The 25,967-nt window shown below is 71.2% G+C and carries 25 protein-coding genes; 6 read left to right on the top strand and 19 right to left on the bottom strand.

All coding sequences use genetic code 11. From position 1 onward, the window contains the following. Positions 1-76: 76 nt before the first annotated feature. The 5 genes from ACIA8K_RS37090 to ACIA8K_RS37070 all read right to left on the bottom strand — a co-directional run bounded on the left by ACIA8K_RS37090 (position 77) and on the right by ACIA8K_RS37070 (position 5,931). Positions 77-1,681 carry an ABC transporter permease subunit gene (locus ACIA8K_RS37090; protein ID WP_396068098.1) on the bottom strand — a complete coding sequence of 535 codons (1,605 nt, stop codon included), beginning with the start codon at positions 1,679-1,681 and terminating at the stop codon, positions 77-79. Beyond that, entirely contained in the window at positions 1,678-2,562 is an 885-nt protein-coding gene (locus ACIA8K_RS37085; RefSeq protein ID WP_396068096.1) for an ATP-binding cassette domain-containing protein, read from the bottom strand. Before ACIA8K_RS37085 ends, ACIA8K_RS37090 begins: the two co-directional genes overlap by 4 nt. Before the next feature lie 13 nt (positions 2,563-2,575). After that, positions 2,576-3,226: a TetR/AcrR family transcriptional regulator gene (locus ACIA8K_RS37080; RefSeq protein ID WP_396068094.1), complete on the bottom strand. Its 651-nt coding sequence runs from the start codon at positions 3,224-3,226 to the stop codon at positions 2,576-2,578. 118 nt (positions 3,227-3,344) lie between these two features. Then, positions 3,345-3,956 (bottom strand): carbonic anhydrase, encoded by a 612-nt coding sequence (locus tag ACIA8K_RS37075; RefSeq protein ID WP_396068092.1) that lies wholly within the window; start codon positions 3,954-3,956, stop codon positions 3,345-3,347. Positions 3,957-4,044: 88 nt separating this feature from the next. Next, the gene (locus ACIA8K_RS37070) at positions 4,045-5,931 is read right to left on the bottom strand and encodes an ABC transporter ATP-binding protein (RefSeq protein ID WP_396068090.1); all 1,887 of its coding nucleotides are present in this window, start codon (positions 5,929-5,931) and stop codon (positions 4,045-4,047) included. 100 nt (positions 5,932-6,031) lie between these two features. On the opposite strand from ACIA8K_RS37070, the gene ACIA8K_RS37065 reads away from it, so the two are divergent. Together ACIA8K_RS37065 and ACIA8K_RS37060 are read left to right on the top strand one after the other, a co-directional pair. After that, positions 6,032-7,141: a serine/threonine protein kinase gene (locus ACIA8K_RS37065; protein ID WP_396068088.1), complete on the top strand. Its 1,110-nt coding sequence runs from the start codon at positions 6,032-6,034 to the stop codon at positions 7,139-7,141. A gap of 239 nt (positions 7,142-7,380) precedes the next feature. After that, positions 7,381-7,728, top strand: a complete 348-nt coding sequence (locus tag ACIA8K_RS37060) for an RNA polymerase-binding protein RbpA (RefSeq protein WP_033344134.1) — start codon at positions 7,381-7,383, stop codon at positions 7,726-7,728. A 55-nt stretch (positions 7,729-7,783) separates the two neighbouring features. Here the strand turns inward: ACIA8K_RS37060 and ACIA8K_RS37055 are convergent, their stop codons facing one another. From ACIA8K_RS37055 to ACIA8K_RS37040, 4 genes are all read right to left on the bottom strand, one after another. Then, positions 7,784-8,329, bottom strand: coding sequence for an FxsA family protein (locus tag ACIA8K_RS37055; RefSeq protein WP_396068086.1), 546 nt, complete (start codon positions 8,327-8,329; stop codon positions 7,784-7,786). Between the two features lie 82 nt (positions 8,330-8,411). Then, a complete protein-coding gene (gene lnt, locus ACIA8K_RS37050; RefSeq protein ID WP_396068117.1) occupies positions 8,412-10,079 on the bottom strand; it encodes an apolipoprotein N-acyltransferase in 1,668 nt (555 codons plus the stop codon). Between the two features lie 523 nt (positions 10,080-10,602). Further along, positions 10,603-11,028 (bottom strand): nitroreductase/quinone reductase family protein, encoded by a 426-nt coding sequence (locus tag ACIA8K_RS37045; RefSeq protein WP_396068084.1) that lies wholly within the window; start codon positions 11,026-11,028, stop codon positions 10,603-10,605. Further along, positions 11,025-11,804, bottom strand: a complete 780-nt coding sequence (locus ACIA8K_RS37040; RefSeq protein ID WP_396068082.1) for an SDR family NAD(P)-dependent oxidoreductase — start codon at positions 11,802-11,804, stop codon at positions 11,025-11,027. The genes ACIA8K_RS37045 and ACIA8K_RS37040 overlap by 4 nt, the downstream gene beginning before the upstream one ends. Before the next feature lie 95 nt (positions 11,805-11,899). Here ACIA8K_RS37040 and ACIA8K_RS37035 point away from each other — a divergent pair, with 95 nt between their 5' ends. After that, positions 11,900-12,517 carry a TetR/AcrR family transcriptional regulator gene (locus ACIA8K_RS37035; protein ID WP_396068080.1) on the top strand — a complete coding sequence of 206 codons (618 nt, stop codon included), beginning with the start codon at positions 11,900-11,902 and terminating at the stop codon, positions 12,515-12,517. Between the two features lie 7 nt (positions 12,518-12,524). On the opposite strand, the gene ACIA8K_RS37030 is transcribed toward ACIA8K_RS37035, so the two are convergent. From ACIA8K_RS37030 to ACIA8K_RS37005, 6 genes are read right to left on the bottom strand one after another with little or no spacing between them, the layout of a single operon-like run. Continuing rightward, the gene (locus ACIA8K_RS37030) at positions 12,525-13,841 is read right to left on the bottom strand and encodes a glutamate mutase L (RefSeq protein WP_396068115.1); all 1,317 of its coding nucleotides are present in this window, start codon (positions 13,839-13,841) and stop codon (positions 12,525-12,527) included. Then, positions 13,841-14,212: a hotdog domain-containing protein gene (locus tag ACIA8K_RS37025; protein ID WP_396068078.1), complete on the bottom strand. Its 372-nt coding sequence runs from the start codon at positions 14,210-14,212 to the stop codon at positions 13,841-13,843. The genes ACIA8K_RS37030 and ACIA8K_RS37025 overlap by 1 nt, the downstream gene beginning before the upstream one ends. Continuing rightward, on the bottom strand, positions 14,209-14,940 hold the full coding sequence (locus ACIA8K_RS37020; RefSeq protein WP_396068076.1) for an OAM dimerization domain-containing protein: 732 nt from the start codon (positions 14,938-14,940) through the stop codon (positions 14,209-14,211). Before ACIA8K_RS37020 ends, ACIA8K_RS37025 begins: the two co-directional genes overlap by 4 nt. Continuing rightward, on the bottom strand, positions 14,937-16,505 hold the full coding sequence (locus tag ACIA8K_RS37015) for a lysine 5,6-aminomutase subunit alpha (RefSeq protein WP_396068074.1): 1,569 nt from the start codon (positions 16,503-16,505) through the stop codon (positions 14,937-14,939). Before ACIA8K_RS37015 ends, ACIA8K_RS37020 begins: the two co-directional genes overlap by 4 nt. Positions 16,506-16,524: 19 nt before the next feature. After that, positions 16,525-18,042 (bottom strand): amidohydrolase, encoded by a 1,518-nt coding sequence (locus tag ACIA8K_RS37010; protein WP_396068072.1) that lies wholly within the window; start codon positions 18,040-18,042, stop codon positions 16,525-16,527. A 5-nt stretch (positions 18,043-18,047) separates the two neighbouring features. Next, positions 18,048-19,046, bottom strand: a complete 999-nt coding sequence (locus tag ACIA8K_RS37005; protein ID WP_396068070.1) for an L-erythro-3,5-diaminohexanoate dehydrogenase — start codon at positions 19,044-19,046, stop codon at positions 18,048-18,050. A 64-nt stretch (positions 19,047-19,110) separates the two neighbouring features. Between ACIA8K_RS37005 and ACIA8K_RS37000 the strand changes: the two genes are divergently transcribed. Together ACIA8K_RS37000 and ACIA8K_RS36995 are read left to right on the top strand one after the other, a co-directional pair. Next, positions 19,111-20,478 (top strand): KamA family radical SAM protein, encoded by a 1,368-nt coding sequence (locus ACIA8K_RS37000; RefSeq protein WP_396068113.1) that lies wholly within the window; start codon positions 19,111-19,113, stop codon positions 20,476-20,478. 26 nt (positions 20,479-20,504) lie between these two features. Continuing rightward, positions 20,505-21,488 (top strand): flavin monoamine oxidase family protein, encoded by a 984-nt coding sequence (locus tag ACIA8K_RS36995; protein ID WP_396068068.1) that lies wholly within the window; start codon positions 20,505-20,507, stop codon positions 21,486-21,488. Positions 21,489-21,623: 135 nt separating this feature from the next. Here ACIA8K_RS36995 and ACIA8K_RS36990 read toward each other — a convergent pair whose 3' ends face one another. After that, a complete protein-coding gene (locus ACIA8K_RS36990; protein ID WP_396068066.1) occupies positions 21,624-21,821 on the bottom strand; it encodes a CsbD family protein in 198 nt (65 codons plus the stop codon). Positions 21,822-21,971: 150 nt separating this feature from the next. Continuing rightward, a complete protein-coding gene (locus ACIA8K_RS36985; RefSeq protein WP_396068064.1) occupies positions 21,972-22,325 on the bottom strand; it encodes a nuclear transport factor 2 family protein in 354 nt (117 codons plus the stop codon). A gap of 295 nt (positions 22,326-22,620) precedes the next feature. On the opposite strand from ACIA8K_RS36985, the gene ACIA8K_RS36980 reads away from it, so the two are divergent. After that, entirely contained in the window at positions 22,621-23,187 is a 567-nt protein-coding gene (locus ACIA8K_RS36980; protein ID WP_396068062.1) for a histidine phosphatase family protein, read from the top strand. On the opposite strand, the gene ACIA8K_RS36975 is transcribed toward ACIA8K_RS36980, so the two are convergent. Beyond that, positions 23,162-23,623, bottom strand: coding sequence for an Lrp/AsnC family transcriptional regulator (locus ACIA8K_RS36975; protein ID WP_396068060.1), 462 nt, complete (start codon positions 23,621-23,623; stop codon positions 23,162-23,164). The genes ACIA8K_RS36980 and ACIA8K_RS36975 overlap by 26 nt on opposite strands. A gap of 10 nt (positions 23,624-23,633) precedes the next feature. Further along, a complete protein-coding gene (locus tag ACIA8K_RS36970; protein WP_396068058.1) occupies positions 23,634-25,919 on the bottom strand; it encodes a hypothetical protein in 2,286 nt (761 codons plus the stop codon). Positions 25,920-25,967 lie beyond the last annotated feature (48 nt).

The following is a 25,967-nucleotide window of genomic DNA, read 5'->3' as shown; positions in this document are numbered from 1 at the left end:
CGGAAACCACCACCCAAAACCGCCCTGACCAGGGGGTACGGATGGGCGCCGTGTCCGAATCGCGGCGCCCATCGTCTCACACTGTGAGATCACGCCGGGCCATTCCGGCCGCGCCAGCGAGCACGCCGCCGACCGCGAGCACCACGCAGACCGCCACGCCGGCGAGGTCCCAGTCGCCGACCATGGGCCTGCCCAGGTGCGCGGTGAGCGCAAGGTCGTGCACCCAGGCCGGCATCTTCAGCGCCGGAGCGACCAGGTCGATCAGGTACGTGAACACGACGACCACGCCGGCGACGGTGCCGGCCGCGGAGGTGCGGGTGAGGCCGCCCGCGGCGACGCCGATGCCGGCGCACGCGGCCGCGAACAGCCCGAGCACGAGCGTGCCGGTGGCGGGCCGCAGGACGTCCGTGCCGCCGGCCGCGAGCGCACCGAGCCCGACGCCGGCCGCGGCCAGGCCGGTGAGCACCGTGAGCGCACCGAGCAGGCCGAGGCCGCTGCGCAGCACGTATCCGCTTCGGCTGACCGGCGCGGCGAGGACCAGCTCCATCGGCCGGGAGTCCGCTGCCCAGCCGGAGACCAGCCCGACCGCGGCGAACCCGGCCAGCACGAACAGCAGTTGCACGAGCAGTTGGAGGAACCCGCCCGGCGTACTCACGTCGAAGTCCGGAAATATCGTGGTGAAGGTGTCCCGGAGCGCGGGTGAGGCGGCGAACTGCGACGCCAGGTTCCCGCTGACTGTGGCGAGCACGAAGCCGAGCACGCCCAGCCCGCTCCCCCAGCCGAGCGCGGTCGGCAGCCGCTCCGCGAACGTCCGGCCGGCCACGCCGCCGAGCCCGAACGCGGGAACGCGCAGCCGGGGCAGCCGCGTCACGGCGCCGAGATCCCGCCGCGCGAACGCCTCGGTCCCGAGCGCCAGCAGCACCGCGCCGGCCAGCAGCGGCCACCACAGCGAGGCCCAGTCGAGGCGCCCGGCGAGCGGCAGGTGGGCGGCGGTCCAGCCCCAGGGGGACAGCGGCGCCACCGCGTCCAGCGCCGGGCTGAGGCTGCGGTACCCGGCCGCGATCAGCCCGCCGACCAGGAGCACGCCGGTGAGCCACGCGGCGGGCGCACGGCCGATCCACTGGGCGAGCGCGAACGCGAGCCCGCCGAACGCCACGGCCATCACCCACAGCCACGCGCCCAGCCCGGCCGCCTCCGCCGGTCCGATCGAGTCGCCGGGCAGCCGCGCGAACGCCTGCCCGCCCAGCCAGGCGCCGCCGGTCGCGGCCGCGCACGCGACGGTGAGGACCACAAGCAGGCCGATGATCTTGCCGAGGGCGAGGCGGCGCCGGGAGACCGGCACGGCCGCGAGCAGGTCGAGGCTCCCGCGGCGCGCCTCCCCGGCGAGCGTGCCGGTGAGCGCCAGAATCGCCCAGACCGCCGCGATGATGACCAGGACGGTGCCGTACTTCCACTGCACGTATCCGCCGATGGTGCCGACCGCGACCGGCGGTCCGGTCATCCCGGTGGCGGCGGGCCCGAGCGACTCCGCGAGGCGGCTGATCTCGGTGCGGGCCTCGGTGGTCGGGTAGGCGGACGCGACGCCGCCGAGCACCGCGAACACCAGACCGGCGAGCAGGATCAGCAGCGTGACCAGCCCGCGCCGGGCGTCCCGGAGCGTTCTGCCGAGGACCACGGTCATGACGCCACCTCGTACGACCGCAGGAACGTCTCCTCCAGGCCCGGCTCCCGGGACTCGAAGTCAAGCACCTCGTACGCGGCCGCGGCCCGCAGCACCGGCGTCATCGGCCCGCTGACCCGCAGCCGCAGCGTGTGGTCCGTGACCTCCACGTCGGACACGCCCGGCAGGCTCCGGAAGGCGGCGTCCGGCACGGTGCCGGCGAACCTCAGCACGACCTGGTGGTGGGCCAGGTCGCGCAGTTCCGCCACCCGCCCGGTCCGTACGATCCGCCCGTCGCGAATCAACGCGACCCGGTCGCAGACCGCCTCCACCTCGGACAGCACGTGACTTGACAGGAACACGGTCCGCCCCTCGTCGCGGGCCTCGCGCAGCAGCGCCTGGAACTCCTGCTGCACGAGCGGGTCCAGCCCGGACGTCGGCTCGTCGAGGATCAGCAGCTCGGGCCGGTGCTGGAACACGACGAGCAGCCCGATCTTCTGCTTGTTCCCCTTGGACAGCTCCCGGTAACGGCGGCCGGGGTCGATGCCGAGCCGCTCCACGAGCCGGGCCCGGTAGTCGCGGTCGACGCCGCCGTGCAGGTGGGCGAAGTAGTCCGCGGTCTGAGCGCCGGTGAGCCGGTCGTAGAGGCCGAACTCACCGGGGAGGTAGCCGAGCCGGCGGTGGATCGCGACCGGGTCCGTACCCACGTCCAGGCCGAAGATCCGGGCCCGGCCGGCCGTGGGGCGCAGGTGGCCGACGAGCGTGCGGATGGTGGTGGTCTTCCCGGCGCCGTTCGGCCCGAGGAACCCGTAGATCTCGCCGGGTGCGACGTCGAGCGTGACGTCGTCGATGCCCCGGTGCGCGCCGTACCGCTTGGTGAGCCTTTCGGTTTCGATGATCATTTCTTTGCCCTTCTCAGGCGATGGCATCGAACCATTCCCGGACGGTGTCGAGCCGCCGGTCGAATCGCAGCGCGCCGGGCGCGACGCCGAGCACCCGCTCGAACGCCTCCCCGAACGCACGGAGCCGGTCACTGACCTGCTCGGCGGTGAGGTTGTGCCCGATCATGGCGGAGGCGGCCTCGTTGGCGCCGAGCACCATGGCGGCGAACACGGCCGCGGTCGCGTCCGGGTCGGTGATCGCGAAGGTCCGCTCGCGGGCCCCCTGCCGGAGGATGTCGGCGAGCAGCGGGGTGAGCGCCGCGATGGACCTGCGCCGGAAGTGCTCGCGCAGCACCGCGTTCTCGTCCGACATCCAGACGGTCATCATGGCGATGATCAGGTCCCGCTGCCCCGCCTTGAACGCGGCCAGCCCGCCGAACACGCCCTCAAGCCGTTCGAGCGCGGTGCCGCCGGTCGTCGCGAGCTGCGCCGTGGCCGTGTCGACCATGCGTGCCACGATCGCGTCGAGCAGCGCACCCTTGCCGTTGAAGTAGTGGTAGAACGCGCCTTTCGACGCCCCGGTCGCGCCCAGCACGTCCTGGATGCTGAGCGCTTCGTACCCCCGGGTCGCGATGATCTGCTGCGCCGCGTCGAGAAATGCGTCGCGCCGCACTGCATGCGCCACCTGATCCACCGTGCGAGCCATCCGCGCCTCGATCCATCCGCGCTTCTATTGTTAGACCGACCGTCGGTCTAACAATAACCCACAGACAGCGACCACGGGGGTACGCGCAAGCTATCGGCTACCGCGGGTCGGGAGTGATCAGTCGGGCGCGGCCCGCGTCGAGCTGGTAGGACATGCCGACGATCGCGCAGGTCCCGGCATAGACGGCGCCGGCGAGCGTGGCCGAGTTCGCCCGGAGCTGGTCGACGGTGCTCTGGATGTGGACGTCCACTATCCCGTCGACGTCTGTGACGCCGCGGGCGGCGGACAGTTGCACGCTCGGCAGCAGTCCGTCGACGATCGCGCGCAGGTGGCCGGTCGGGGCGGTGTGCGTCTCCTCGGCCTGCAGCGCGGCCTGGACGGCACCGCAGGAGTTGTGGCCGAGGACCACGATCAGCGGGGTGTGCAGGACTGACACGGCGTACTCGATGCTGCCCAGGACCTCGCGGCCGATGACGTGCCCGGCGGTCCGGACGACGAACAGGTCACCGAGCCCCTGATCGAAGATGATCTCGGCGGCGAGGCGGGAGTCGGAGCAGCCGAACAGCACGGCCTTGGGCGCCTGCGCCTCGGCGAGGGAGGCGCGGTAGGCGGCATCCTGGTTCGGATGGACGCTGACGCCGGCAATGAACCGCTCATTGCCGGCGATCAGGTCGTCGAGTGCCTTGGCGGGTGTCGGCCCGTCGCCCACGAGCGCCTCCAGGTGATCCGTCGTGTCCTGTGACTGCGCACCTACTCTTACGCATACGCACAGGTAACGGCAGACATGGTGACGCTGGTTACTGTCCGGCGGGAACTGGTGTCTCACCGGCCGCGAATTGGGTGCGGTACAGCTCGGCGTACCGGCCGCCGGCGGCGAGCAGTTCCTCGTGCCGGCCGCGTTCGACGATGTGCCCCGCCTCGATGACGAGGATCTGGTCGGCGGCCCGGACGGTGGACAGCCGGTGGGCGATGACGATCGCGGTCCGCCCGGCGAGCGCCTCCGCGAGCGCGGCCTGCACGGCGGCCTCAGACGTGTTGTCCAGGTGCGCGGTGGCCTCGTCGAGCACGACCACCTGCGGCCGGGCGAGCAGCAGCCGGGCGATGGTGAGTCGCTGCCGTTCCCCGCCGGACAGCCGGTACCCGCGCTCGCCGACGATCGTGTCCAGCCCGTCCGGAAGCGAGGCGACAAGCTCTTCCAGGCGCGCCCGCCGCAGCACGTCCCACAGCTCTGCTTCGTCGGCGGCCGGCTGGGCGAGCAGCAGGTTCGCCCGGACGGACTCGTGGAACAGGTGCCCGTCCTGGGTGACCAGGCCGAGGCTGTCCCGCAGCGACGCGAACGTCAGGTCGCGTACGTCGACGCCGCCGAGCCGGACCGCACCGGAGTCGACGTCGTACAGCCGGGGCAGCAGTTGCGCGATCGTGGACTTCCCGGCGCCGGACGAGCCGACAAGCGCGACCATCTGCCCGGCGGCCGCGGTGAACGAGATCTCGTGCAGCACCTCCGTCCCACCCCGGGTGTCGAGCACCGCGACCTCCTCAAGCGAGGCGAGTGACACCTTGTCCGCGGCCGGGTACGCGAACCTGACCTTGTCGAACTCGATGGTGAGCGCCCCCTCCGGCGTCTCCCGGGCTCCTTCGCGCTCCTCGATCAGCGGCCGCAGGTCCAGGATCTCGAAGACCCGCTCGAAGCTGACAAGCGCGCTCATCACCTCGACCCGGGCGGACGCGAGCGCGGTAAGCGGCGCGTACAGCCGGGTGATCAGCAGGGCGAGCGAGACGACCGCGCCGGGGTCGAGCTGCCCGCGAAGCGAGTAGAACCCGCCGACGCCGTAGACGACCGCGAGCGCGAGCGTGGACACGAGCGTGAGCGCGGTGATGAACAGCCACTGCACCATCGCGGTACGCACGCCGATGTCGCGGACCCGGCGGGCGCGCGCGGCGAACTCGGCGGACTCGGTGGCCGGCCGCCCGAACAGTTTGATCAGCGTGGCGCCGGGCGCGGAGAACCGTTCGGTCATCTGGGTGCTCATCGCGGAGTTGTGCCCGGCCGCCTCGCGCTGGAGCCGGGCGATGCGCCCGCCCATCCGCCGGGCGGGAAGCATGAACACCGGCAGGAGCAGCAGCGCGAGCAGCGTGATCTGCCACGAGATGCCGATCATGACGATCAGCGTGAGGATCAGCGTGACGGTGTTGCCGACGACGCCGGACAGCGTGTCGGAGAACGCCCGCTGCGCCCCGATCACGTCGTTGTTGAGGCGGCTGACGAGCGCGCCGGTCCGGGTCCGGGTGAAGAACGCGATCGGCTGCCGCTGCACGTGGTCGAAGACGGCGGTCCGCAGGTCGAGGATGAGTCCTTCGCCGATCCCGGAGGACAGCCACCTGTTGACGATGCCGAGCCCGGCCTCGGCGACCGCGATCACGCCGATCCAGGCGGCGAGCGTGAGCACTGTGGCGAACGGGTCGCCGTCGACGATCGCGTTGACGATCCGCCCGGCCAGCACCGGCGCGGCGACGGCGAGCAGCGCGGTGATCACGCCGACGCCGAGGAACGCGGTGAGTTTGCGTCTGTGCGGCCTGGCGAACGCGAGGATGCGCCGCAACGTGGCCTTGCTGAACGGCCGCTTCTGCTCCTGGGCGTTCATCGCGTGGTACAGCGAGTTCCAGGCGGTCATCTCCATGCTCATGCCGAGACCGTAGGACCTCATCCGCGGTGGAGGTCAAGCGGAATGGACACGGTGTGCCTCGTCCGGGTGCGCGACGGCGTGCCGCTAGACTGCGGCCGCGATGGACGACACGCAGGCGGAAGAGATCACGCGCCCGTGCGCGCACTGCGGGCGGCCGGTGACGCAGCGGGCGAGCGCGGGGCGCCCGTTCCGCTACTGCCGGGACAACGACGGCGAGTGCCAGCGCGCCTCCCGCACCTCGCGGATGCGGCAGCGCAGCGCACCTGGCCTGGCCGGTCAGGTCGCGCGCACCTGGGAGACGGTCGACCGCCTCGATCAGCTGGTGGAGACGCTGAGCGACGCGTTGCACGCGGAGTTGTCGCCGGCCGGGGTGGAGCGGCAGCTGGCGCAGGTGCGCGCGGAGACGGCGGCCGAGGTCGCGGCCGCGCATACGTCCCGGGACGAGGCGCGTGAGGATGCGGAGGCGGCCCGGTCCGCGATGACGCTTGCCGAGGCGGCGGCCGCGGCCGCGCAGGAGGAGGCGGCGCAGGCGCAGCGGCGCGCCGAGGCCGCCGGCGCACTGTCCGCGGCGTCCGACAGCGCCGCGAAGGCGGCCAGGAAGGCGCAGGCCGCCGCCGAGGAGAAGGCGACAGGTGCCGAGGCGCTGCGACGCCAGGCCGAGGAGGACCGGGACACCGCGCGCGCCGAGGTGACCGCGCTGCGCCGCGAGCTGGAGTCGGAGCGCCGCTACCAGGACGAACTCTCCCGTGATCTGGACACGACCCGGGCCGCGAAGGCCGCACTCACCGTCGAGCTGGCGCAGGCCGCGGACGCGCTCACCGCGGTCAAGGCGGAGCTGACCGGCGCGACCGCGTCGCTCGCGGCCGTCCTCGGCGAGCTGGCCACCTCCCGCGAGGAGACCGCGGCGGCCCGGCGCGAGGTCACCGACGCGGCCGGGAAGGCCGTCGCGCAGGACGCCGAACTCACCCGCCTGGGCGCGCAGGTGGCGCATCTCACCAGCGCGCTCGCCGAGGCCCGTGCCCTGGCCGACACCGTGGCCGCCCGGGACCGGGAGATTGTGCAGCTCACGGCCCAGATGACAGCGGCCCGTACGGAGCGTGACGCCGCGGTCGCGCAGGCGGGACAGTTGGCGGGTCAGGTGTCGAATCTGGCGTCCGCGCTGGCCAACCTCGGCACCCGGCCGGTGAATGGCGGGCCGAATTCGGGGTAGAGATGCCCGCAACGGCCTTCACGGGTGGTTTGCCCTAGATCGACGAACCGTCTACCGGCCGGTTACCCTGAATACTGTTAACACTGCGGACACACTGGCCGATCCGGGGGAATCGTCGGGGCGGCCGGATCGTTGCACACCCCGGGCACGGGTGGCACGCCATCGATACCTTGCAGTACAGGCTTTTCAGCATGAACAGCACTGTCTAGCACCAACAGCACCGAGCGAGGGGAAGCTTCATGGGCGAGCGCATGTTGCGCGGCAGCCGTCTGGGCGCAGTCAGCTACGAGTCGGACCGTAACACGGAGCTGGCCCCGCGGCAGACGCGCGAGTACCTCTGCGCCGGGAAGGGGCACCGCTTCGAGGTCCCGTTCGCCGTCGACGCCGAGGTGCCGATGACCTGGGAGTGCAAGTTCGACGGGAGCGTCGCCCGGCTGGTCGACGGCTCCGAGCCGGAGCAGAAGAAGGTGAAGCCGCCGCGCACGCACTGGGACATGCTCCTGGAGCGCCGGTCGATCGCCGAGCTGGAGGACATCCTGCAGGAGCGTCTGCAGGAGGTCCGGGCCCGCCGCGGTCAGGTCGCCTGACCTTACAGTCGGAAAAAGCCCTCCACCGTACGGTGGAGGGCTTTTCTGTGTGCGCTTAGACGATCTCGCCTTCGATGACCGGGTCGCCTGTCGACGGTGCGGCGGCCGTGGACCGGCTCGGCTGCTGCGGCCCGGCGTGCGCGTAGTCGTTTGCGGGGCGCACCCGCCGTGGCCCGAACAGGTCGCCGGCCTGCGCGGACGGCAGGCGCTTCTCCAGCCGGCGGATGACGGCTGTGCGGGCGAGGGCCCGGACCGGCGGCAGGATCAGCAGCAGGCCGATCGTGTCGGTGATGAACCCGGGAACTGACAGCAGCACGCCGGCGGTGATGCCGACGATGCCGTCGACGCCCTCGGGGCCGGGGTGCCGGCCGGCCCGGGACGCGTCCCGGAAGCGCCGCCAGCCGCGCAGTCCCTCGCGGCGCAGCACTGCGGCGCCGGCCATCGACAGGATCAGCCCGGCGAGGATGGTGAAGAAGTAGCCGATCTGCTGGGCGATGAGGATGAACGCGGCGACCTCGGCGATGACGAGCGCGGCGATCCCGAGCGGCGCCCAGGTGCGCAGACGACTTCGCCGCGGGCTGGTCACCGGGGTGGCTTGCATGGGTGGCTCCCTGTGAGCGAGGGGAACGGGGTAACCCTTGACAGCATGCCACGCAATCCTGATGCCGCGCTGTGAGGGGTTTCTATGCGGTGCGGCGCACGAATCCGGCCGCGATGAGCAGTCCGAGCGCGAGCGCGGTCAGTGCCAGCTCCGGCCACGCGCCGACCCGGGTGGCGACGGTCAGCTCGGTGCTCTTCACCATGTCGCGGACCACGACCGCCGCGGTGTTGAACGCGGTCTGGTCGTGGACGCGGCCGTCCGCGCCGACGAACGCGGACACGCCGACGGTCGACACCATCAGCGAGTCCCGGCCGTGTTCGACCGCGCGCAGCTGCACCATGGCCAGCTGCTGCTCGGCCTCTGCGGTGTTGAACGTGGCGTTGTTCGTCTGCACGGCGAGGATTTCCGCGCCGCCGGTGACCACGTCACGGACGATCCCGTCGAGTGCGATCTCGAAGCAGATCACGTCGCCGATGACCGTCGCGCCGCTGTCCACCACGCCGGGGGTGTCGCCGGGTTCGAAGTCGCGGGCGACGCGGTCGACCTCGGTGCTCACCATCCGCGCGATCTTCCGCATCGGGATGTACTCGGCGAACGGGACGGGCCGTCGTTTCGCGTACAGCTGGCCGAGGTCGGCTCCCCCGCCGTTCCCGGTCCCGGCCGGCCACCACAGCACGCCGATGTTGCGGACGTTCTGCGGGGTGGAGCCGTCGGTGACGCCGCCGACCAGGATCGGCACGCCGATCGCCTCGGTCGCCCGGGTGATCGCCTCGATCGCCAGCGTGTTCTTGAGCGGGTCGACGTCGCTGGCGTTCTCCGGCCAGACGACCAGGTCCGGCTGTTTCTCCTGCCCGGCCGCGACCCGGCCGGCGAGGTCCAGCGTGCCCTGCACGTGGTTGTTGAGGACCGCGCGCCGCTGCGCGTTGAAGTCCAGCCCGAGTCGCGGCACGTTGCCCTGCACGATCGCGACGGTCACGCTGTCCCCCGCCGGTGCGGCCACCGGCACCAGCATCCCGGACATCGCCACCACGACAGCACCGACAACCCAGCCCACGGCCATCACGGGTACGGCCGGGAGCTTCGGGACGCCGCTGCCGGCCTCCTCCGCGCCCACCGTCCGGGTGCCGTGGTCCTTGCGCGTGAGCAGGGTCAGCGCCGCGGTGGCGAGCAGGCCGCCGACGAGCGCGACCATGAACGTGACGAGCGGCGCGCCGCCGAGGACGGCCCAGCGCAGCAACGGCACCTCGCCCTGCCCGAAGGCGAGCTTCGCCCACGGGAACCCGCCGAACGGCGTCCGGGACCGGGCCGCCTCCTGCGCCACCCACAGGACCGCGACAAGCACCGGGGTGAGCCACCGGCGGCGGGTGGCCAGCGGGGCGGCCCAGGCGTAGGCGAGGCCCATCGCGGCCAGGTAGCCGGCCTCGGCGAGGGACAGCAGCGTCCACGGCAGGTAGCCGGTGTGCAGGTTGGTCCAGGACAGCATCGGCATGAACAGCACGACGCCGGTGAGGAAGCCGAGCCCGGCACCGGCCCGCAGGCGGCGGCCGTGGATCGCGACGGCGAGCAGCGCGACACCGATCGGGGCGAGCCACCACAGCCCGTACGGCGGGAACGAGAACAGCAGCGCGACACCGGCGGCGACCGCGGCAAGCACCGATCCCCACAGCGGCCGGATCGCATTGTCCCTGGTGAGGGTTGGTTTCGGGCCTGCGTCGGGCGTGTCGCCCGGAGCGCCGGCTGTGTCGACCATCGTCACCCGTGCCTCACCCTCGTCGTCGCGGCGCCCAAGGGTACCGGTTCGGTGCGGCGCACGGTCGTATGAGGCACAACGAGGCGGGCCGGTTCCCGGCCACCGCCTCCGACGGTTGTCGTAAGCGGGGCACGGCCGGTGTCAGCCGCGCCCCGCTGCTCCCTGGCCCAGTGCGGTCCGGCGCGTCGGGTGGGGTGACGAGACCTTCGGACCGACCTCACGACGGCTGGTTGCCGGCGTACGGCCGTTGTCTACTGGCCTCGCGTTCCTCACCGTTCGTTCCGCCGGCGACGATCCCGGTTCGCGCCGCCCCGCCGACCCCCGCCTGCGTGGCCTGGCTCGGCCAGCTGACGAAGGGGCTAGAGCGAACGTGGTTTCATCTGCCCGCGCTTGGACTGAAGAACTTTACGCGTGGGGGACGGTTGGGCGTCAACCGGGGTTTGCTTACTCTTTGGTTGCGGATCCGGTCAGCCGCCGGTCGCGGGCCTCATCTGCCGCACCGGCATCCTGGTGGGCGGCGACCTCAGTCGAAATCGACGCGCATCAGTCTGCTGTTAGCCCAGTCCGCCAGGCGGGTCGGCCGTATGGTGCCGGGGTCGTGGGGCTGGTTAAGGTCGTCGACGATCGCGGAGAGGACCGCCGCGCGTTCGGCCGGGTCGGTGACCGGGGTGGCGTGGGCGGGCAGGTCCGCGCGGACGCCGTTCTTCAGGTGGACGGTGAAGGCGGGGTGCGCGCGCAGGTTCGCGTGCCAGCCGGTCGGGCCCGCGCCGGCGCCGCTGCAGAGGTAGGTGGCGCCGTGGGCGCGGTAGAAGAAGATCTCGATGCGGCGGGGTCGTCCGGTGCGCCGGCCGGTGGTGGTGATGTCCACGATCCGTTCGCGGGTGCCGGCGGCGGGCGTGATCTCGATGGCCCGCCTGATCTCCGGTGGCAGGTGCGACAGCGAGGTCATGCGGCCTCGTTCTGCAGGGCGGGCCCGAGGAGCAGTCCGCCGTCGACGACGTGTTCGGCGCCGGTGATGAAGGCGGCCTGCGGCGAGGCGAGGAACAGCAGCGTCGCGGTGATGTCGGCGGGCTGGCCGAGCCGGGGGACGGCGAACGGCTCGGGGCTGTAGAAGTCGGCGATCGGTGCGTCGGCGCCGGCGGCGGGTTCGGTGATGAACGGGGTGGCGACGACGCCGGGGAGGATGGTGTTGACGCGGATGTTGTCGCGGCCCAGTTCGAGGGCGGCGGTCCGGGTGAGCCCGCGGACCGCCCACTTGCCGGCGACGTAGGGCGCGTAGAAGGCGGTGCCGCCGGTGCCCATGGTGGAGGCGATGTTGACGATGGACCCGCCGCCCGCCCGCCGCAGTGCCGGCGCGGCCGTCTTGATGCCGAGGAACGTGCCGGTGAGGTTGATGTCGAGGATGCGGGCCCAGGTGGCCTGGTCGGTGGACTCGATGAGGGCCGGCGGGTTCTGCACCCCGGCGTTGTTGACCAGGATGGTGAGCGCACCGAACGTTTTCTCGGCCGCAGCGACGGCGGCGGCCCAGGACGACTCGTCGGCGACGTCGTGGTGGACGAAGAGCGCTCTGTCACCGAGTTCGGCGGCGAGGGCGGCGCCTCGTACGGGGTCGATGCCGCCGATGACGACGGAGGCGCCCTCGGCGTGGAAGGCGCGTACGTGGCTGGCGCCCTGCCCGCCGGTACCGCCGGTGACGAGAACTGTGTGCGCGGTGAAGCGGGACATGCGATCCTCCTAATGGTGAGTCGAGTGACTCACCTCGGCGACGGTACGTCACCTCGAATGGTGAGTCAACCAACTCACCTCGCTATGATGGCCTGATGACGACCTACCACCAGCGCGTGGCGCAGCAGAAACGCGCGCTGATCGTGCAGGCCGCCACGCAGCTCTTCCTCGAACTGGGCTACGACCGGGCATCACTCGCGCGCATCGCCGAGGACGCCGGGGTGTCGAAGGCGACGCTGTTCAAGCAGTTCCCGACGAAGGCCGCCCTGTTCGACGCCATAGTCATCGACTCCTGGGCCGGCGACGCCGACGCCGAGGTGCCGCCCGCGGGTGACCTGACAGCCGGCCTGACCGTGCTCGGACGGCACTACGCGGCACTGCTCGGCCGGCCGGGGATGGTCGACCTGTTCCGCATCGTCATCGCCGAGTTGCCCCGCTTCCCCGAGCTGGCCAAGGCCCACTTCGCCGAGGGCAAACTGCCGTACTTCGAGACGGTGCGCGCCTACCTCGTGGCCGAGCGCGACGCCGGCACCGCGGACATCGCGGACCCGCAGACGGCCGCCACCCAGTTCCTCGGGATGATCTCCAACTACCTGTTCTGGCCGCGCCTGGTCGTCCCGGGATGGACCGTCACCCCGGAGCGGGCGATCGCGGTGGTGGACGACGCCGTCCACACCATGGTGGCGCGGTACGCCCGGCACGGCAGCAGGTAGACCCGGTTCAGGCCGGCGCGAGGGCGCGGGCCAGAAGGCGCCGGGCGGCCTCCGGATGATCGGGGGCGAGCAGGCCGGCCGCGGCGAGGACGTAGGCGGCGTCCACGCTCACGTGCGGGTGCGCGGGCAGCGCCCAGCCGCCGGCGTGATCGGTGAGGGCGGTGTGCAGGGCGGCGGGACCGTGGTGGCGCAGCACCCCGCCGGAGCCGACCACGAGCGTGACCGCCCGCAGATTACGTGGCACCCCTGCATCGGCATGACGGGCGTGCCGGCGCAGCGCCACGGTGAGTGCGAGAGCGGCCAGGCGCTCGTCTACGGCACGTTCCGCGGCGGTGGCGGGCAGATAGGCGGGGGTCGCGGAACGCGCCGCAGCGGCGCGCTCCCACTCCTCCACGGCCGTGGCGCCGTCCTCGGCCAGCAGCCGCTCGGTGCGGGCGGCGGCGATGACGCCGGGCGCCCCGGCGCGCAGGCCGAGATCCCCCTCGACGGTGCGCGCGCACCAGAGCACACCGGCCGCCGGGCGCGCCCGCGCGGGATCGGGGCTGACAGCGGAGTAGACGTCAGTGGTCGCCCCACCGACGTCGATGACGATGAGATCCCTGGACGGGGTGTGTGACGTCGGCGCGAGGGGAGTCTCCGCGAGCAGGATGACGGCGGTGAGGACCGCGTCGGGCGTGGCGGCCCGGACCAGCCGCCCGAAGCGGCGGCCGCGGGACAGGCCACGGCCGCCGATCACATGGCGCAGGAACATGGCACGCAGCGCGTCCCGCGCGGGTGCGGGGTCGAGCACGCCGAGCCGGGGCACGATGTTCCCGCAGACGACCGCGGCCGGCAGCACCTCCCGGACGAATCCGGCACACGCGGCGTTCCCCGCGAACACGGTCGGGACGCGAAAGCGGGCGGCGGCGAGCCGGGCCGCGTTGTGCCGCACCACGTCCTCGTCCCCGCCGTCGGTGCCCCCGGCGAACAGCAGCACATCCGGCCGCGACCGCCGTAGTGCGGCGATCCCGGCGGTGTCGAGCGGCCCCCAGGCGACGTGCACGATGTGCCCGCCTGCGGTGAGCGCGACCCGCCGCCCCGCGTCCGCGGTGATCAGCCGCTCCTGCCCGAGCACCGCGATGCGCAGCCCACCCCCGGCCGACGAGCAGGCCCGCACCGGCGCCCGCACGGCCGCCGGCCCGAGGAGCGCGACCGCCTGGCCGAGTCCGTGGAGCACGTCGCTGCCGGCCGTCGTCGGAACCGCGGACGTCGCCACCAGCTCACCGTCCGGCACCCGTACCAGCGCGGCCTTTGTCCAGGTGGAACCGACGTCCACGCAGACGATCACGGGACGACGACGGTGCCGGACGCGGTGACGGCCAGCAGCGGGGGGTCGAGGACCTCGGCCGCGGACGGGCGCAGATCGGGCCGGCCGCGACAGACGACTGTCAGCCGGAGATCGAGGGTACGGGAGCGGGTGCCGACCCGGGTCACCACAGCCGTCGCCTCGACGACGTCCCCGGCCCGGACCGGCGCCAGGAAACGCACGTCCGCGTACCCGGCGAACAGGCCCTCGTCCCCGTCGGTACGGATACACACCTCGGTGGCCACGTCCCCGAACAGGCCCAGCGCATACGCCCCGTCGACGAGATTCCCGCCGTAGTGGGCGTGCGCGTACGGCACATACCGCCGGTGGCTGACCGTCAGCCCGATCATGACCGGCCGGCCAGGCGGTGCACCAGGTAGGACGCGACCTCACGCGGTGTCGTCCCCCGGCCGAAGATCCGGTCGACGCCGAGGTCCCCGGCCATCCCCTCGTCGAACCGCGGACCACCGACGATCAACAGCGGACGCCGGGCAGCCGGCAGCGCCTCCCGGAACGCCGCGGACATCTCCCGCGTGTTGTGCAGGTGCGCGTCCCGCTGGGTGACGACCTGGGACACCAGCACCGCATCCGCACCGGCGGTCACCGCCGCATCGACGAGGTCGGGGACGGACACCTGCGCGCCGAGATTCGTCACGGCCAACTCCCGGTAGTACTCAAGGCCCTTCTCCCCCGCGATGCCCTTGACGTTCAGGATCGCGTCGATGCCGACCGTGTGCGCATCCGTGCCGATGCACGCACCCACGATCGCGAGCTTGCGCCGCAGACCCCGCCGCACCGCCGTGTTGATCTCGGTCGTGGACAGCAGCGGGAAGTCCCGCTCGACCACCGCCACCGTGTCCAGGTCGACCACGTGCGACACCCGGCCGTAGACGACGAAGAACGTGTGCCCGTCCCCGATCGGCCGCGAATGCACGAGCATCGCCGGCGCCAGCCCCATCGCGGCGGCAAGCTGCAGCGCGGCCCCGTCCGCCCGCCGCCCGGCCGGCACCGGCAGCGTGAACGACGTCTGCACCATGCCGTCCCCGGCCGTGTCCCCGTACGGCGTCACGGCCGTCACGGCAGCAGCTCCGCGAACGGGCTGAAATAGTCGTCGGCCATCAGCGCCACCCCGTCCAGGCCGCGACCCCGATCGGGCGGCCGCTTCATAATCCCGAACGTGCCGTCCGCGATCGCCCCCAGCAACGACCCGCCGGCGATCCGCTCCAGCAGGCCCACCGCCTCGGACAACACCAGATGCGCACGCCGCTGAACGAAACCACCAGGCGCGGGCACGAAATCCTCGGCCATGCTCCCCGCCGCCGACAACACGTACCGCACGTTGCGCAACGCGACGTCCCGGTCGGACAGCCACGGCGTCACCACCGCCTCGGTCATCATCCCGACAAGCAGAATGCTCTGCCCGGTCAGCGCACCGACCAGGTTGAACATCCCGTCCAGAAGATTGCCGCGGAACACGTCGCCGGTCATGTGCCTCGTCGGCGGCATCCACTTCAGCGGCGCGTCCGGGAACAACTCCCGGGCCAGCAGCGCATGCGCGGTCTCCAGCCGCAACGAATCCGGCAGATCCGGATCGATCTCGAACGCGTGCCCGAGCCCGAGCTGAGAGTCGGCAAGCCCCGCCTCGTGCGCGAAGTACTCGTTGAGCAGCTGCGACACCGTCACGGTGTGCGCGTCCGCCACCGCGTCCGCAGTGGTCAGGTAGTTGTCCTCACCGGTGTTGATGATGATCCCGGCGCGCGCGTGGACCTGCCGGGAGAACCGCTGGTCGACAAAGGTACGGAGCGGGTTGATGTCCCGGAACAGGATCCCGTACATGCTGTCGTTGAGCATCATGTCCAGCCGCTCCAGGCCGGCGAGCACCGCCATCTCCGGCATGCACAACCCGGACGCGTAATTCGTCAGCCGCACGTACCGGCCCAACTCCCTCGACACGCCGTCGAGCGCGGCCCGCATCAGCCGGAAGTTCTCCTGCGTCGCATACGTACCCGCGAAACCCTCCCGGGTCGCACCCTCCGGCACATAGTCGAGCAGCGACTGACCTGTCGACCGGATCACCGCGATCACGTCCGCCCCGGCCCGCGCGGCGGCAACGGCCTGCGGAACGTCCTCGAAGATGTCACCTGTCGCCACGATCAGATATATCCACGGCCGGCGCGGCGCGTCACCGTACCGCCGGATAAGCTTCTCCCTGGTCAGACGCGTAGCGTCGAGGTGTCCGACAGCCCGCCGCGCCGCCCGTTCCGCCGCGAGCCGCGCCGTGCCCGACGCCCGGCCGGACGGCAGGCTGAACGTGACAGACCCCGCCGCCTTCTGCGCGAGCATCCGCAACCCGTCACCGAACGACGCACCCCGCAGACTCCCGAACCCCCGCAGCGCGTGCATCGCCGGCAACACCACACCATGCCGCAAGCCGGTCTGCGCGACGATCTCGTCGACCAGACGGTTCACCCACGGCGTCCCGTCCGGATCCGCACCCGTCAGGCCGAACAGGCGCAACATCGCCCGCTCCACCGACACCGTCGTATGCGTACGCGCCAGATCGACAACCGGCCGCCCGGCCTCCGAAGCCAGCTCCCGGGCCCGCGCCACAAGCACCGGATCGAGGTTGAGTTTCCCGGCCATCGCACCCTCCCGTGACGAGTCAGGATTCGTGGATCGTCGTGCCGTGCACCACAGTCCGCCGGCACACCGGCGTCCGCTCCACCGCCTCGGCCACACTGCCCACCGCATCCCACACCGCGAACGTCGCAGGCGCACCCGGCTCCAGCGCACCCGCGGCGACCGCACCGGGCAGCGCCCGCCAGCCGCCCCGCGTGTGCGCGGCGAACGCGGCCCGCACACCCATCCGGCTCGACGGCGTGTGATGACGCACCGCAGCCCGGACCGTGCCCCACGGATCAAGCGCGGTCACCGGCGCATCAGAACCGAACGCCATCGGCACACCCACGTGGTGCATCGCCGCGAACGGATTCGACGCCACCGCCCGCTCCACACCCAGCCGCGCCGCATACATCAACGCCTCACCACCCCACAGCCGGTCGAACGCCGGCTGCACCGACGCGACCACACCGTGCTCCACCATCCGGGCGATCAACACCCGGTCCAGCAGCTCCGCATGCTCGATCCGATGCCGCGCCGCCCGGACCGCCTCCACACCCACCCGCGCCGCGACCTCCCCGATCCCGGTCAGGACCGTGCCCACCGCGGCGTCCCCGATCGCATGGAACCCGCCCTGCATCCCATGCGCATGACAGTCGAGCAGATGATCACGGACCTGCGCGACGGTCAGATAACCATGACCACGGCTGCCCGGCTCGTCCGCATAATCCTCGCCCAGAAACGCCGTCCGGGAACCGAGCGCACCGTCCGCGAACAGGTCACCACCCGCACCGACCGCACCCAACTCCCGCGCCTTGCCGGCCGCCCCCAACTCACCCCAGTACCCGAACACCTCCGGATGGCCGTGCGCCGGGCCACCCGCCGCAAGCACCTCGGCGAAATCGTCCTCACTGGAGATCCGCGGGCCGCCGCACTCGTGCACCGAACCGATCCCGAGCGACGCCGCATGCACAAGCGCGGTCCGCTGCGCCTGCCGCCGCTGCACCGCAGTGACGGAACCGAGCGCGAGATCCCGCACCACGTGATGCGCGTCGACCCGCAACCAGCCGGACGAATCGAAACCAGACGCCGCCGCTATCGTCGGCGACGCCGCCAGCAACGCGTCCGAGACCAGCGCGGAATGCACCGACACCTGCGACAGGTAGACGCGCCGGCCGCCTGCTGCAACACCGATCTCAGCCGCGGTCGGCAACCGCGGTGACGGCCAGGTCGACTCGTCCCAGCCGTGCCCGAGCAACACCGCATCGGCCGGCAGCTTCCGCGCCGCCTCCGCGACCGCCACGAGAACATCACCCGCCGACCGCACCCCGGTCAGATCCAGGCCGCCCAGATTGAGGCCCGTCGACGTGGCGTGCACATGCGCATCCACGAACGCGGGCGTGACCAGACCACCGTCCAGATCGACCACCCTGTCCGCCACGGGCGCGTCCGCGGCGTCGCCGAGCCAGGTCACCAGGCCGCCGGAGACCAGCAGCGCGGTCGCCCCCGGCACGGCGGCGGAATGGACGGTCCCGCCCCGATAGAGCACATCGTCAGTCATGGACATCAGTCTGCCCCGACCCGGGCCGACAGAAGTTCCCGCAGGCCCGGCGTGGTGCGCACCAGACCGAGCGCCGACTCCGCGTGGCCCGGCACGAAACCGTTCCCGATCAGCAGCGTCACGTCCGCGGCCAAGCCCTCCGCACCCAGCGCGGCGACCGCGAAATCCGTCGCCATCGAGAAGAACACCACTGTCCCGCCGGGCGCGGTCGCGAGAATCGCGCCGTGCTCACAACCGGGCACGTCCACACAGACGACAGTCACGTCCGCCCGCACCACCGCCGCGAGCGCCACCGGGTCCCGCGCGTCCGCGACGATCACCTCATCGGCCAGGACCGCCTCCCTCAACAGCGCCGCCTGAGAAGCATCAGGACAGACGCCGAGGGTACGGCCGGCGCCCGCGTTCCTCGCCGCCACAAGCGACAACGACCCCGACTTCCCGGAACCGCCGATCACCGCCACCGTGCAGCCGGGCCGCTGCCGCACCAGGCGGGCCGTCAGCGCGGGCGCACCGCACACGTCCAGCACCGCCAGGGCCAGCGCCGGGTCCAGATCGTCCGGGAGTGCGGCGGCGATCGTCCGGCCGTGCAGGATCGCATGACCCGCACACGGGACCTGCTCGGAACGGCCGTCCCACCGGCGCAGCCCATCCGTGATCACCAGCGGGGTCAGCGTCAGACTGACAAGCGTCGCGATCCGGTCACCGGGCCGCAGGCCGTGCGTGGCGTCCGGGCCGGCCTCGTCGACCACGCCGATCAGCATGCCGCCGGAACCCGTCACCGGGTTCTGCATCTTGCCGCGCTCGGCCACGATCCGCAGCACCTCGTCGCGGATGCCGTCACCGTGCGCCGCCCGCAGCTGCCGGAAACTCGCCGCGTCCAGGTTGAGCCGCTCCACGCGTACCCGCGTCTCGGCGGAGTTGATCTCGGGGTGCGGGTCCAGGCGCCAGGCCGCCTGAGGCAGCACGCCGGGCGGCGACACCACCCGGTGCAGACCGATGTCCATGACCGCCCTCCCTGACGTAAAACTTACGGCAGAATATTAACTTTGCAGGAGGATTTCCAGTAATCTGCGGCCATTGGAAGAAGAATCTTTGCGGGAGGCCAACGTGACGCAGACCCTCACCCGGCAGCCGTACACCTACGGCCGCCACACCCTCACCGAACCCGACTGGACCCGCTTCCCCGGCTGGCGCCACATCACCCGCGACCAATGGGAATCCGCCCAATGGCAACGCGCCCACTGCATCAAGAACATCCGCCAACTCCGCGACGTCCTCGGCACCCTCGTCGACGACACCTTCTACGACGACCTCGCCACCGACCAGACCACCGGCGCCACCATGTCCATGCTGGTCCCACCACAAATGATCAACACGATGGCGGCCGACACCACCGACACGTTCCGCGCCGACCCGATCCGCCGCTACATGATCCCCATCCACAGCGACCGGCGCACCGACCACCCCTCACACCCGATGGCCAGCCGCGACTCACTCCACGAACACGACATGTGGGTCGCCGACGGACTCACCCACCGCTACCCCACCAAAGTCCTCGCCGAACTCATCCCCACCTGCCCGCAATACTGCGGACACTGCACCCGCATGGACCTCGTCGGCAACAACACCCCCGCCGTCACCAAACTCAAACTCGCCCTCAAACCCGCCGACCGCCACCAAGCACACCTCGACTACCTCCGCGAACACCCCGAAGTCCGCGACATCGTCGTCTCCGGCGGAGACGTCGCCAACGTGCCCTGGCGCCAACTCGAGTCGTACCTCATGCGACTCCTCGACCTCGACACCATCCGCGACGTACGCCTCGCCACCAAAGCACTCGCCGCACTACCCCAGCACTGGCTCCAACCCGACGTCGTCGAAGGACTCGAACGCGTCGCCCGCACCGCCGCCCGCCGCGGCGTCAACCTCGCACTCCACACCCACGTCAACCACGCACAGACCCTCACACCACTCGTCGCACGCGCCGCCCACACCGCACTCGCAGTCGGCGTCCGGGACGTCCGCAACCAGGGCGTCCTCCTCCGCGGCGTCAACGACACCACAGGCGACCTGCTCGACCTCTGCTTCGCCCTCCAAGGCGAAGCCGGCATCCTGCCCTACTACTTCTACATGTGCGACATGATCCCCGGCACCGAACACTGGCGGCTCCCCGTCCACCGCGCACAGGAACTCCAACACGACATCATGGGCTACCTCCCGGGGTACGCCACGCCACGCATCGTCTGCGACGTCCCCTACGTCGGCAAACGCTGGGTCCACATGGCCGCCGACTACGACCGCGAACGCGGCATCACCCTCTGGAGCAAGAACTACCGCACCCCACTCGACAACGACCTCGACACCCTCCACCCCTACTACGACCCGATCGACACCCTGCCCGACAAAGGCCGCGCCTACTGGGCAGCACGCTGCTAACGTCCCCGCCCACCACCCGCGCCGGCATGACCCACGGCGCCTACGAGACCGGCCTCCACGCCGCGAACTGGGCGATCACGGCAGGACACCAGCACGTGATCATCGTCGGAGCCGGCATGGCCGGACTCGGCGCGGCCCGGCAACTCCTCGCCCACGGCGTGACCACAGAAATCCACGAAGCCCGCGAACGGACCGGCGGGCGCACCACAGGCATCGACGTCGGTGGGTTCACCTTCGACCTCGGCGCGAACTGGCTGCAGCAGTACGACGACAACCTGCTCGCCCGCCTCGCCGAACAATGGGAGCTCCGAGTCGTACCCACTGATTTCGGGTCTGAAGATTGTGAAGGTGAACTGCGGGAACGGCTCGCTGCCGCGCCCGAGCACGCCTCGGTCGCCGACGTGCGCGACGCCTGGCTTCACCCGGCGCACCGGCGGCCGACATCCACCGGCTCATCGACGCGGCCATCACCATCGACTCCGGCGCGCCACTCGACTGGCTCAGCGCCCGGCACGGCTTCGAACCCGGCGTCGGCGACGGCGACCGCTGGATTATCGGCAGCTACCGGCTACTCGTCGACCGCCTGGCGGCAAGGGCTGCCCATCTCACTCGACACGCCGGTCCGCGACATCCGGATCGACGCGGACGGCGCAGTGATCAACGAAGACGTCCGGGCCGACGCGGTGATCGTGACCGTGCCGCTCGGACCGCTGCGCGACATCACGTTCACACCCGCGCTCCCGGAACAGCACCGGACGGCTCTTACGCACCTCGGCGCCGGACGGGTCGAGAAGATCATCATGCGCCTCGACAGGCGATTCTGGACCGCACCCTACTTCCGCATCCACGGACCGGCGTCCGGCTCGATCAGCGAATGGCTCGACGCCACCGAGGCGGACGGCACCCCCACCCTGGTCGGGCTCTTCGCCGGACCCTGGCTGGACGACCTCTGGACCGGCGACGACATCGCGGGCCGCATCCTCAGCGACGTGCTGCGCGCCGGCGGGTGATCGCCGCATCAGGCCCGCGTGCAGCACGAGTCACGGTCCGGAAATAGCGCCGGGGATACGACGCTCCAGCTACGACGAAAGGCCCGGGGCTGGTTGTCCCGGGCCTTTCCATCGCGCTTTATGTGGCGTCTCCGGTCAGCGGTGTCCGAATGCCTCGCCGACCTCGTGGGCCGCGTCCTTCACGTGCTCGCCGGCCTGGCGGGCGCGGGCCTCGGTCGACTCGACGGCACCTTCGGCCTGCAGACGCTCGTTGTTCGTGGCGTCGCCGACGTGCTCCTTGGTCTCGCCCTTGAGCTCGTCGACCTTGTTACGAATCTTGTCGGTGATGCTCATGTCTCAACCTCCGGTTATGCGCTGTCGAACGTGCACTCAACAGATCTCCACTCCCCCGGAAAGCCAAACAAAGTTCTTTGGGATTGGTGCCGTAGGCACCTTATTTGTGGTTGTGGTGCGGAGCACCACCTGCAAGGGCTTCCTAGGAAGCTAGTTCAATGGAATGACCCAGGCGCGGCGCTCGGCGATCAGGCCGTCGCGCATCACGAAGACCTCGGCCATGGACAGGGTGACCGTGCCACCGCCGGCCTGCAGGGGGACGACGCCGCGCAGCTCGGCCATGACTGTGTCGTCCTGCTCGACCATGCGGACCACCTCGAGCTGCGGCGGGCCCACCCAGCCGGGACCCTCGATCGCCTCGTCGTAGGCCTCCTTCCCCCGCAGATGGAAGTGGCCGAAGACGGTCCACTCGATGTCCTCGGTCAGGCAGGCCAGAATCTGCCCGTGATCGTTACGGCGAAAGCCGTCCAGGTATCGCTCCACGGTTTCCCGGTTCCTCGACATGCCGGCGACTCTGCCAGGTGGCGCACACCGCTTAGGGCATCCTAGGAGGCTAGGTGTCGTGGGTAGGCAGGTCGCCCTCAGCGTCAGGGCCGCGATGCCCTGGCTGGCCCGTTCGTCCTCGATGTCCCGCGCCGCCGGGGCGGACCACGACGAGGATCCGCGCGCCTACCGCTGCGGAGCCGACCCGGCTGCGCAGTTAGCCGCCGCTCCCCGGATCAACACCGACCCCCCGTCCCGCAACAGAGTCGGGAGCGGGCGGGCCGTCACCGCCGCGGGGTCTGGTTGACTGGGGATCATGGCGGAGATCGTGCTGGTACGGCATGGGCAGACTGAGTGGAGCAAGGCGGGGCGGCACACCGGCCGGACCGATATCGGGCTGACCGAGGAGGGGGAGCAGCAGGCGCGCGAGATCGGCGCGAAGCTTGCGGGCCGGGCGTTCGCTGCGGTGCTGTGCAGTCCCCGGGAGCGGGCGCAGCACACGGCACGGTTGGCCGGCCTCGAGGTGACCGCTGTCGACGAGGATCTGGCCGAGTGGGATTACGGCGACTACGAGGGGATCACCACGAAGGAGATCCACGAGACGAGTCCGGACTGGTTCCTGTGGGACGACGGCGTGCCGGGCGGGGAGTCGCCGGAGCAGATCGGCGCGCGCATCGACCGGGTGATTGCGAAGGCGAGAACGCACCTTGAGCGCGGTGACGTCGCGCTTGTCGCGCACGGGCATGCGCTGCGGGTGGTCGGGGCGCGGTGGATCGAGGAGCCGGTACGCGTCGGCGGGCGGCTGCGGCTGGACACCGCGACGATGTGCCGGCTCGGGTTCGAGCACGGCCGGCCGGTCATTCTGGAGTGGAACTCGCGCTGATCACGGGCGGGCGTCCCTCGTACGGCGTGGACAGCACCACAGTCGTACGGGTCGTGACGTTCGCGGCGGTGCGGATCTGCTGGAGGAGCCGTTCCAGTTCACCGGGGCTGGCCACCCGGACGAGCAGCATGTAGAAGTCCTCGCCGGCGACCGAGTAGCAGGACTCGATCTCGGAGAGGTGGGCGAGCTTGTCCGGCGCGTCGTCGGGCTGGGACGGGTCGAACGGGCGGATCGCCACGAACGCCGTGAGCTGCAGGTCTATCGCCTCGAAGGAGACGCGCGCGGTGTAGCCCTTGATGACGCCGCGCTGCTCGAGGCGGCGCACCCGCTGGTGCACGGCCGACACTGACAGCCCGACGCGTTCCGCGAGGTCGGTGTACGACAGCCGCCCGTCAGCGGTAAGTGCCGTCACGATCGCCCGGTCGATCTCTTCCACATCGGAAAACTTACCCGACACTGTCGTCGACGGGTGCGGCGGTCACTGACGGCACCGGGGAGGACGACGGGGCGGGCATCGCGCCGCCGCCGGTTTCGAGAAGTGCGGCGCGCAGCACCTCCGCGCCGGCCTTGAGGCGTTCGGTGTAGTAGACGCGGGTCCACGGCTCCCAGGCGACCTCGTCTAGCGGTTCGAGTCTGCCGTCCGCGGCCAGGCGTACCCGCACCCCGGTGGCGGTTCTGGTCGTGGCCACGTTGCCGTCCGGGACCAGGACCTGCAGCGAGGACGGGTCGGCGAAGCCGGCGAACGCCCACGGGATGCGCATGGTCAGGGTGCCGTCGTCGGTGAGCCGCCACAGGTTGCGGTCGTCGGCGTTGCGGGCTGCCGGGTCCCAGACGCCCTGGTCGATCGCGCCGACGTCGAACAGCTCAGCCTTCAGTGCACGACCACTCGACGGTACGGTCAGGTCCCGGTTGATGATCAGTTGGTACTTCTGCCAGCCGTTGACGGGCGCGGCGCGCAGCCCGGCCGGCAGCTGGTAGTCGAGCGGCATCGGGTCGAGCTGTTCGCGGACCCACACCTGCCCGGTCTGCTTCTCCAGGTCGAGCTGGACGGCCAGGTCCGCGCCCTCGTCGGTGGAGCCGGGCGGCGGGCTGCCCGCGATGTCCGGGAGCACGTCGAGCCCGAGCGTGAGCGCCTTCGGGGCGGGCTTCGCCAACTTCAGGCCCAGCTCCAGGTACGACTCGTTGACGGCCGCGACCGCGTGCGTGGCGATCGCCGACTCCGGCGCGTCGAGCACCTGCTGCGGCCAGCCCTCCGGCGGCCCGCTCGCGTCGGTGGCGATGATGCCGAAGTACTGCTCGTTGGTGAGCGGGTCGTGCCACAGTTGCCGCCGGTCCGCGGGGAGCTGGTGGGCGATCGTGTTCCAGGTGAACTTGAACCACTCGTCGGTCCAGCCGAACACGAACCCGCCGGCCATCCCGGTGCCGCGGATGACGCGCAGCAGGTCCGCGTCCATGGTCATCGCCTCGCGCTCGCTGTGGTCGCCCTGGCCGCGGCCGAGCGGGCCGGCGTGGGCGGTGCCGAGGCTTGACGGCACGCCGAACTCGGTGATCATGACGGGCATGCCCGCGTGGTGCCGGCGCAGCGCGGTCAGGTAGCCGGCGTACGGGTCCGGGCGCCCGTTGAAGATGGCCTTCTGCAGCGACGGGTCATGTCGCTGGAAGTCCGGGTAGTACGGGTACGCGTGGTAGCTGGCGAACGTACCGCCGGGCCAGCTCTCCGTGGCTTTGATGTGGTTCGCGTCCACGCCGGCCAGGTCCTCCTGCGGCAGCGGCTCCTCGGGGTGGCGCAGCGGATCGGTGGTCGGCCAGTTGACGAACGCGACTGGCGCGCTGCGGCCCCGGGCTGCCTCGGCCGACGCGAGGTTGTCCATCCGGGTCGCCAGCCAGCGCTCGGTCGGCGACGCGTCCGGCGTGCTCTGGAAGTAGGTGCCGTCGAAGGCGGGCCGGGTCGCGTTCTTCAGGTCGGACTCGTGGGTGCCGCTCGGGTCCCACTCCACGCCGATGATCCAGGCGGCCAGCCAGGGGCTGACGTCCGCGGTCCACTCCCCCGACGCGCGGCCGGGCGTCGTCTCGCGGTCCAGCGTGCCGGAGACCGCGGCGGACGCGTCCTTGAGTTCGCGGATGAACGAGGTGGTGACCGCGTTGTCGTAGATATCGCCTTTATCCGCATAAGACTCGTCAGGCAGGTACACCCCTTGCACGAGGTAAAGGGATTTTTCCGGATATTTCCGGTTATGGGCGGCCAGCTCCTGGTAGAACGCGGGCGGGTGGATGGTGTACACCCGCACCACCCGGATCCCCAGCCGGTCCATCGCGGCGAACCACGCCCGGTAGTCCTCCGCGGTGATCGCCAGTTCCCCCGGCTGATGCCCAGGCGTGGTCGAGCCGAGGTTCACCCCCGGCAGGAACGTCTTGTCCCCCGACCTCGTGTGCAGCAGGAACTGCTCGCCCATCACCTGCGCGGCGACCTTCAGCCCGTTCGGCGCGATCTTCCGCTGCGGCTCCCAGCTCGGCAGCCCGGCCGGGAGCGCGTCCAGCCCGTTCATCCCGGCGATCCGGCTGACGAACTCCTCCACCGGTGGCACCGGCGTGGTCTCCTCGGCCATGACCTGGTGGACCCCGAGCGCGCCGAGCGCGATCACCGCCCCCATGCCGACGAGCCAGCGCCAGCGCGCGTTCCCCGCGGGTTGAACCTTGTGGTGCCGTCCCGGCGAGCGATGAGATCCGGTCACCGGTTCATTTTGTCGCTTTATTCGCCTTTTCCCGGGTGTTTCACCGAA

This window comes from Catenuloplanes sp. NPDC051500 (assembly GCF_044454585.1).
Classification (GTDB): domain Bacteria; phylum Actinomycetota; class Actinomycetes; order Mycobacteriales; family Micromonosporaceae; genus Catenuloplanes.
Note: the sequence above shows the minus strand (reverse complement) of the source record. Positions and strands in the feature narration are given on the sequence as shown.

Coding starts and splice junctions, on each gene's coding strand:
- ACIA8K_RS37090 (WP_396068098.1), bottom strand. CDS start 1,681: ATGACCGTGGTCCTCGGCAGAACGCTCCGGGACGCCCGGCGCGGGCTG.
- ACIA8K_RS36980 (WP_396068062.1), top strand. CDS start 22,621: ATGGCGGAGATCGTGCTGGTACGGCATGGGCAGACTGAGTGGAGCAAG.
- ACIA8K_RS37065 (WP_396068088.1), top strand. CDS start 6,032: ATGGACGACACGCAGGCGGAAGAGATCACGCGCCCGTGCGCGCACTGC.
- lnt (WP_396068117.1), bottom strand. CDS start 10,079: ATGGTCGACACAGCCGGCGCTCCGGGCGACACGCCCGACGCAGGCCCG.
- ACIA8K_RS37085 (WP_396068096.1), bottom strand. CDS start 2,562: ATGATCATCGAAACCGAAAGGCTCACCAAGCGGTACGGCGCGCACCGG.
- ACIA8K_RS37045 (WP_396068084.1), bottom strand. CDS start 11,028: ATGACCTCGCTGTCGCACCTGCCACCGGAGATCAGGCGGGCCATCGAG.
- ACIA8K_RS37035 (WP_396068080.1), top strand. CDS start 11,900: ATGACGACCTACCACCAGCGCGTGGCGCAGCAGAAACGCGCGCTGATC.
- ACIA8K_RS37025 (WP_396068078.1), bottom strand. CDS start 14,212: ATGATCGGGCTGACGGTCAGCCACCGGCGGTATGTGCCGTACGCGCAC.
- ACIA8K_RS37015 (WP_396068074.1), bottom strand. CDS start 16,505: ATGGCCGGGAAACTCAACCTCGATCCGGTGCTTGTGGCGCGGGCCCGG.
- ACIA8K_RS37070 (WP_396068090.1), bottom strand. CDS start 5,931: ATGAGCATGGAGATGACCGCCTGGAACTCGCTGTACCACGCGATGAAC.
- ACIA8K_RS37060 (WP_033344134.1), top strand. CDS start 7,381: ATGGGCGAGCGCATGTTGCGCGGCAGCCGTCTGGGCGCAGTCAGCTAC.
- ACIA8K_RS36985 (WP_396068064.1), bottom strand. CDS start 22,325: ATGTCGAGGAACCGGGAAACCGTGGAGCGATACCTGGACGGCTTTCGC.
- ACIA8K_RS37040 (WP_396068082.1), bottom strand. CDS start 11,804: ATGTCCCGCTTCACCGCGCACACAGTTCTCGTCACCGGCGGTACCGGC.
- ACIA8K_RS37010 (WP_396068072.1), bottom strand. CDS start 18,042: ATGACTGACGATGTGCTCTATCGGGGCGGGACCGTCCATTCCGCCGCC.
- ACIA8K_RS37005 (WP_396068070.1), bottom strand. CDS start 19,046: ATGGACATCGGTCTGCACCGGGTGGTGTCGCCGCCCGGCGTGCTGCCT.
- ACIA8K_RS36990 (WP_396068066.1), bottom strand. CDS start 21,821: ATGAGCATCACCGACAAGATTCGTAACAAGGTCGACGAGCTCAAGGGC.
- ACIA8K_RS36995 (WP_396068068.1), top strand. CDS start 20,505: ATGACCCACGGCGCCTACGAGACCGGCCTCCACGCCGCGAACTGGGCG.
- ACIA8K_RS37055 (WP_396068086.1), bottom strand. CDS start 8,329: ATGCAAGCCACCCCGGTGACCAGCCCGCGGCGAAGTCGTCTGCGCACC.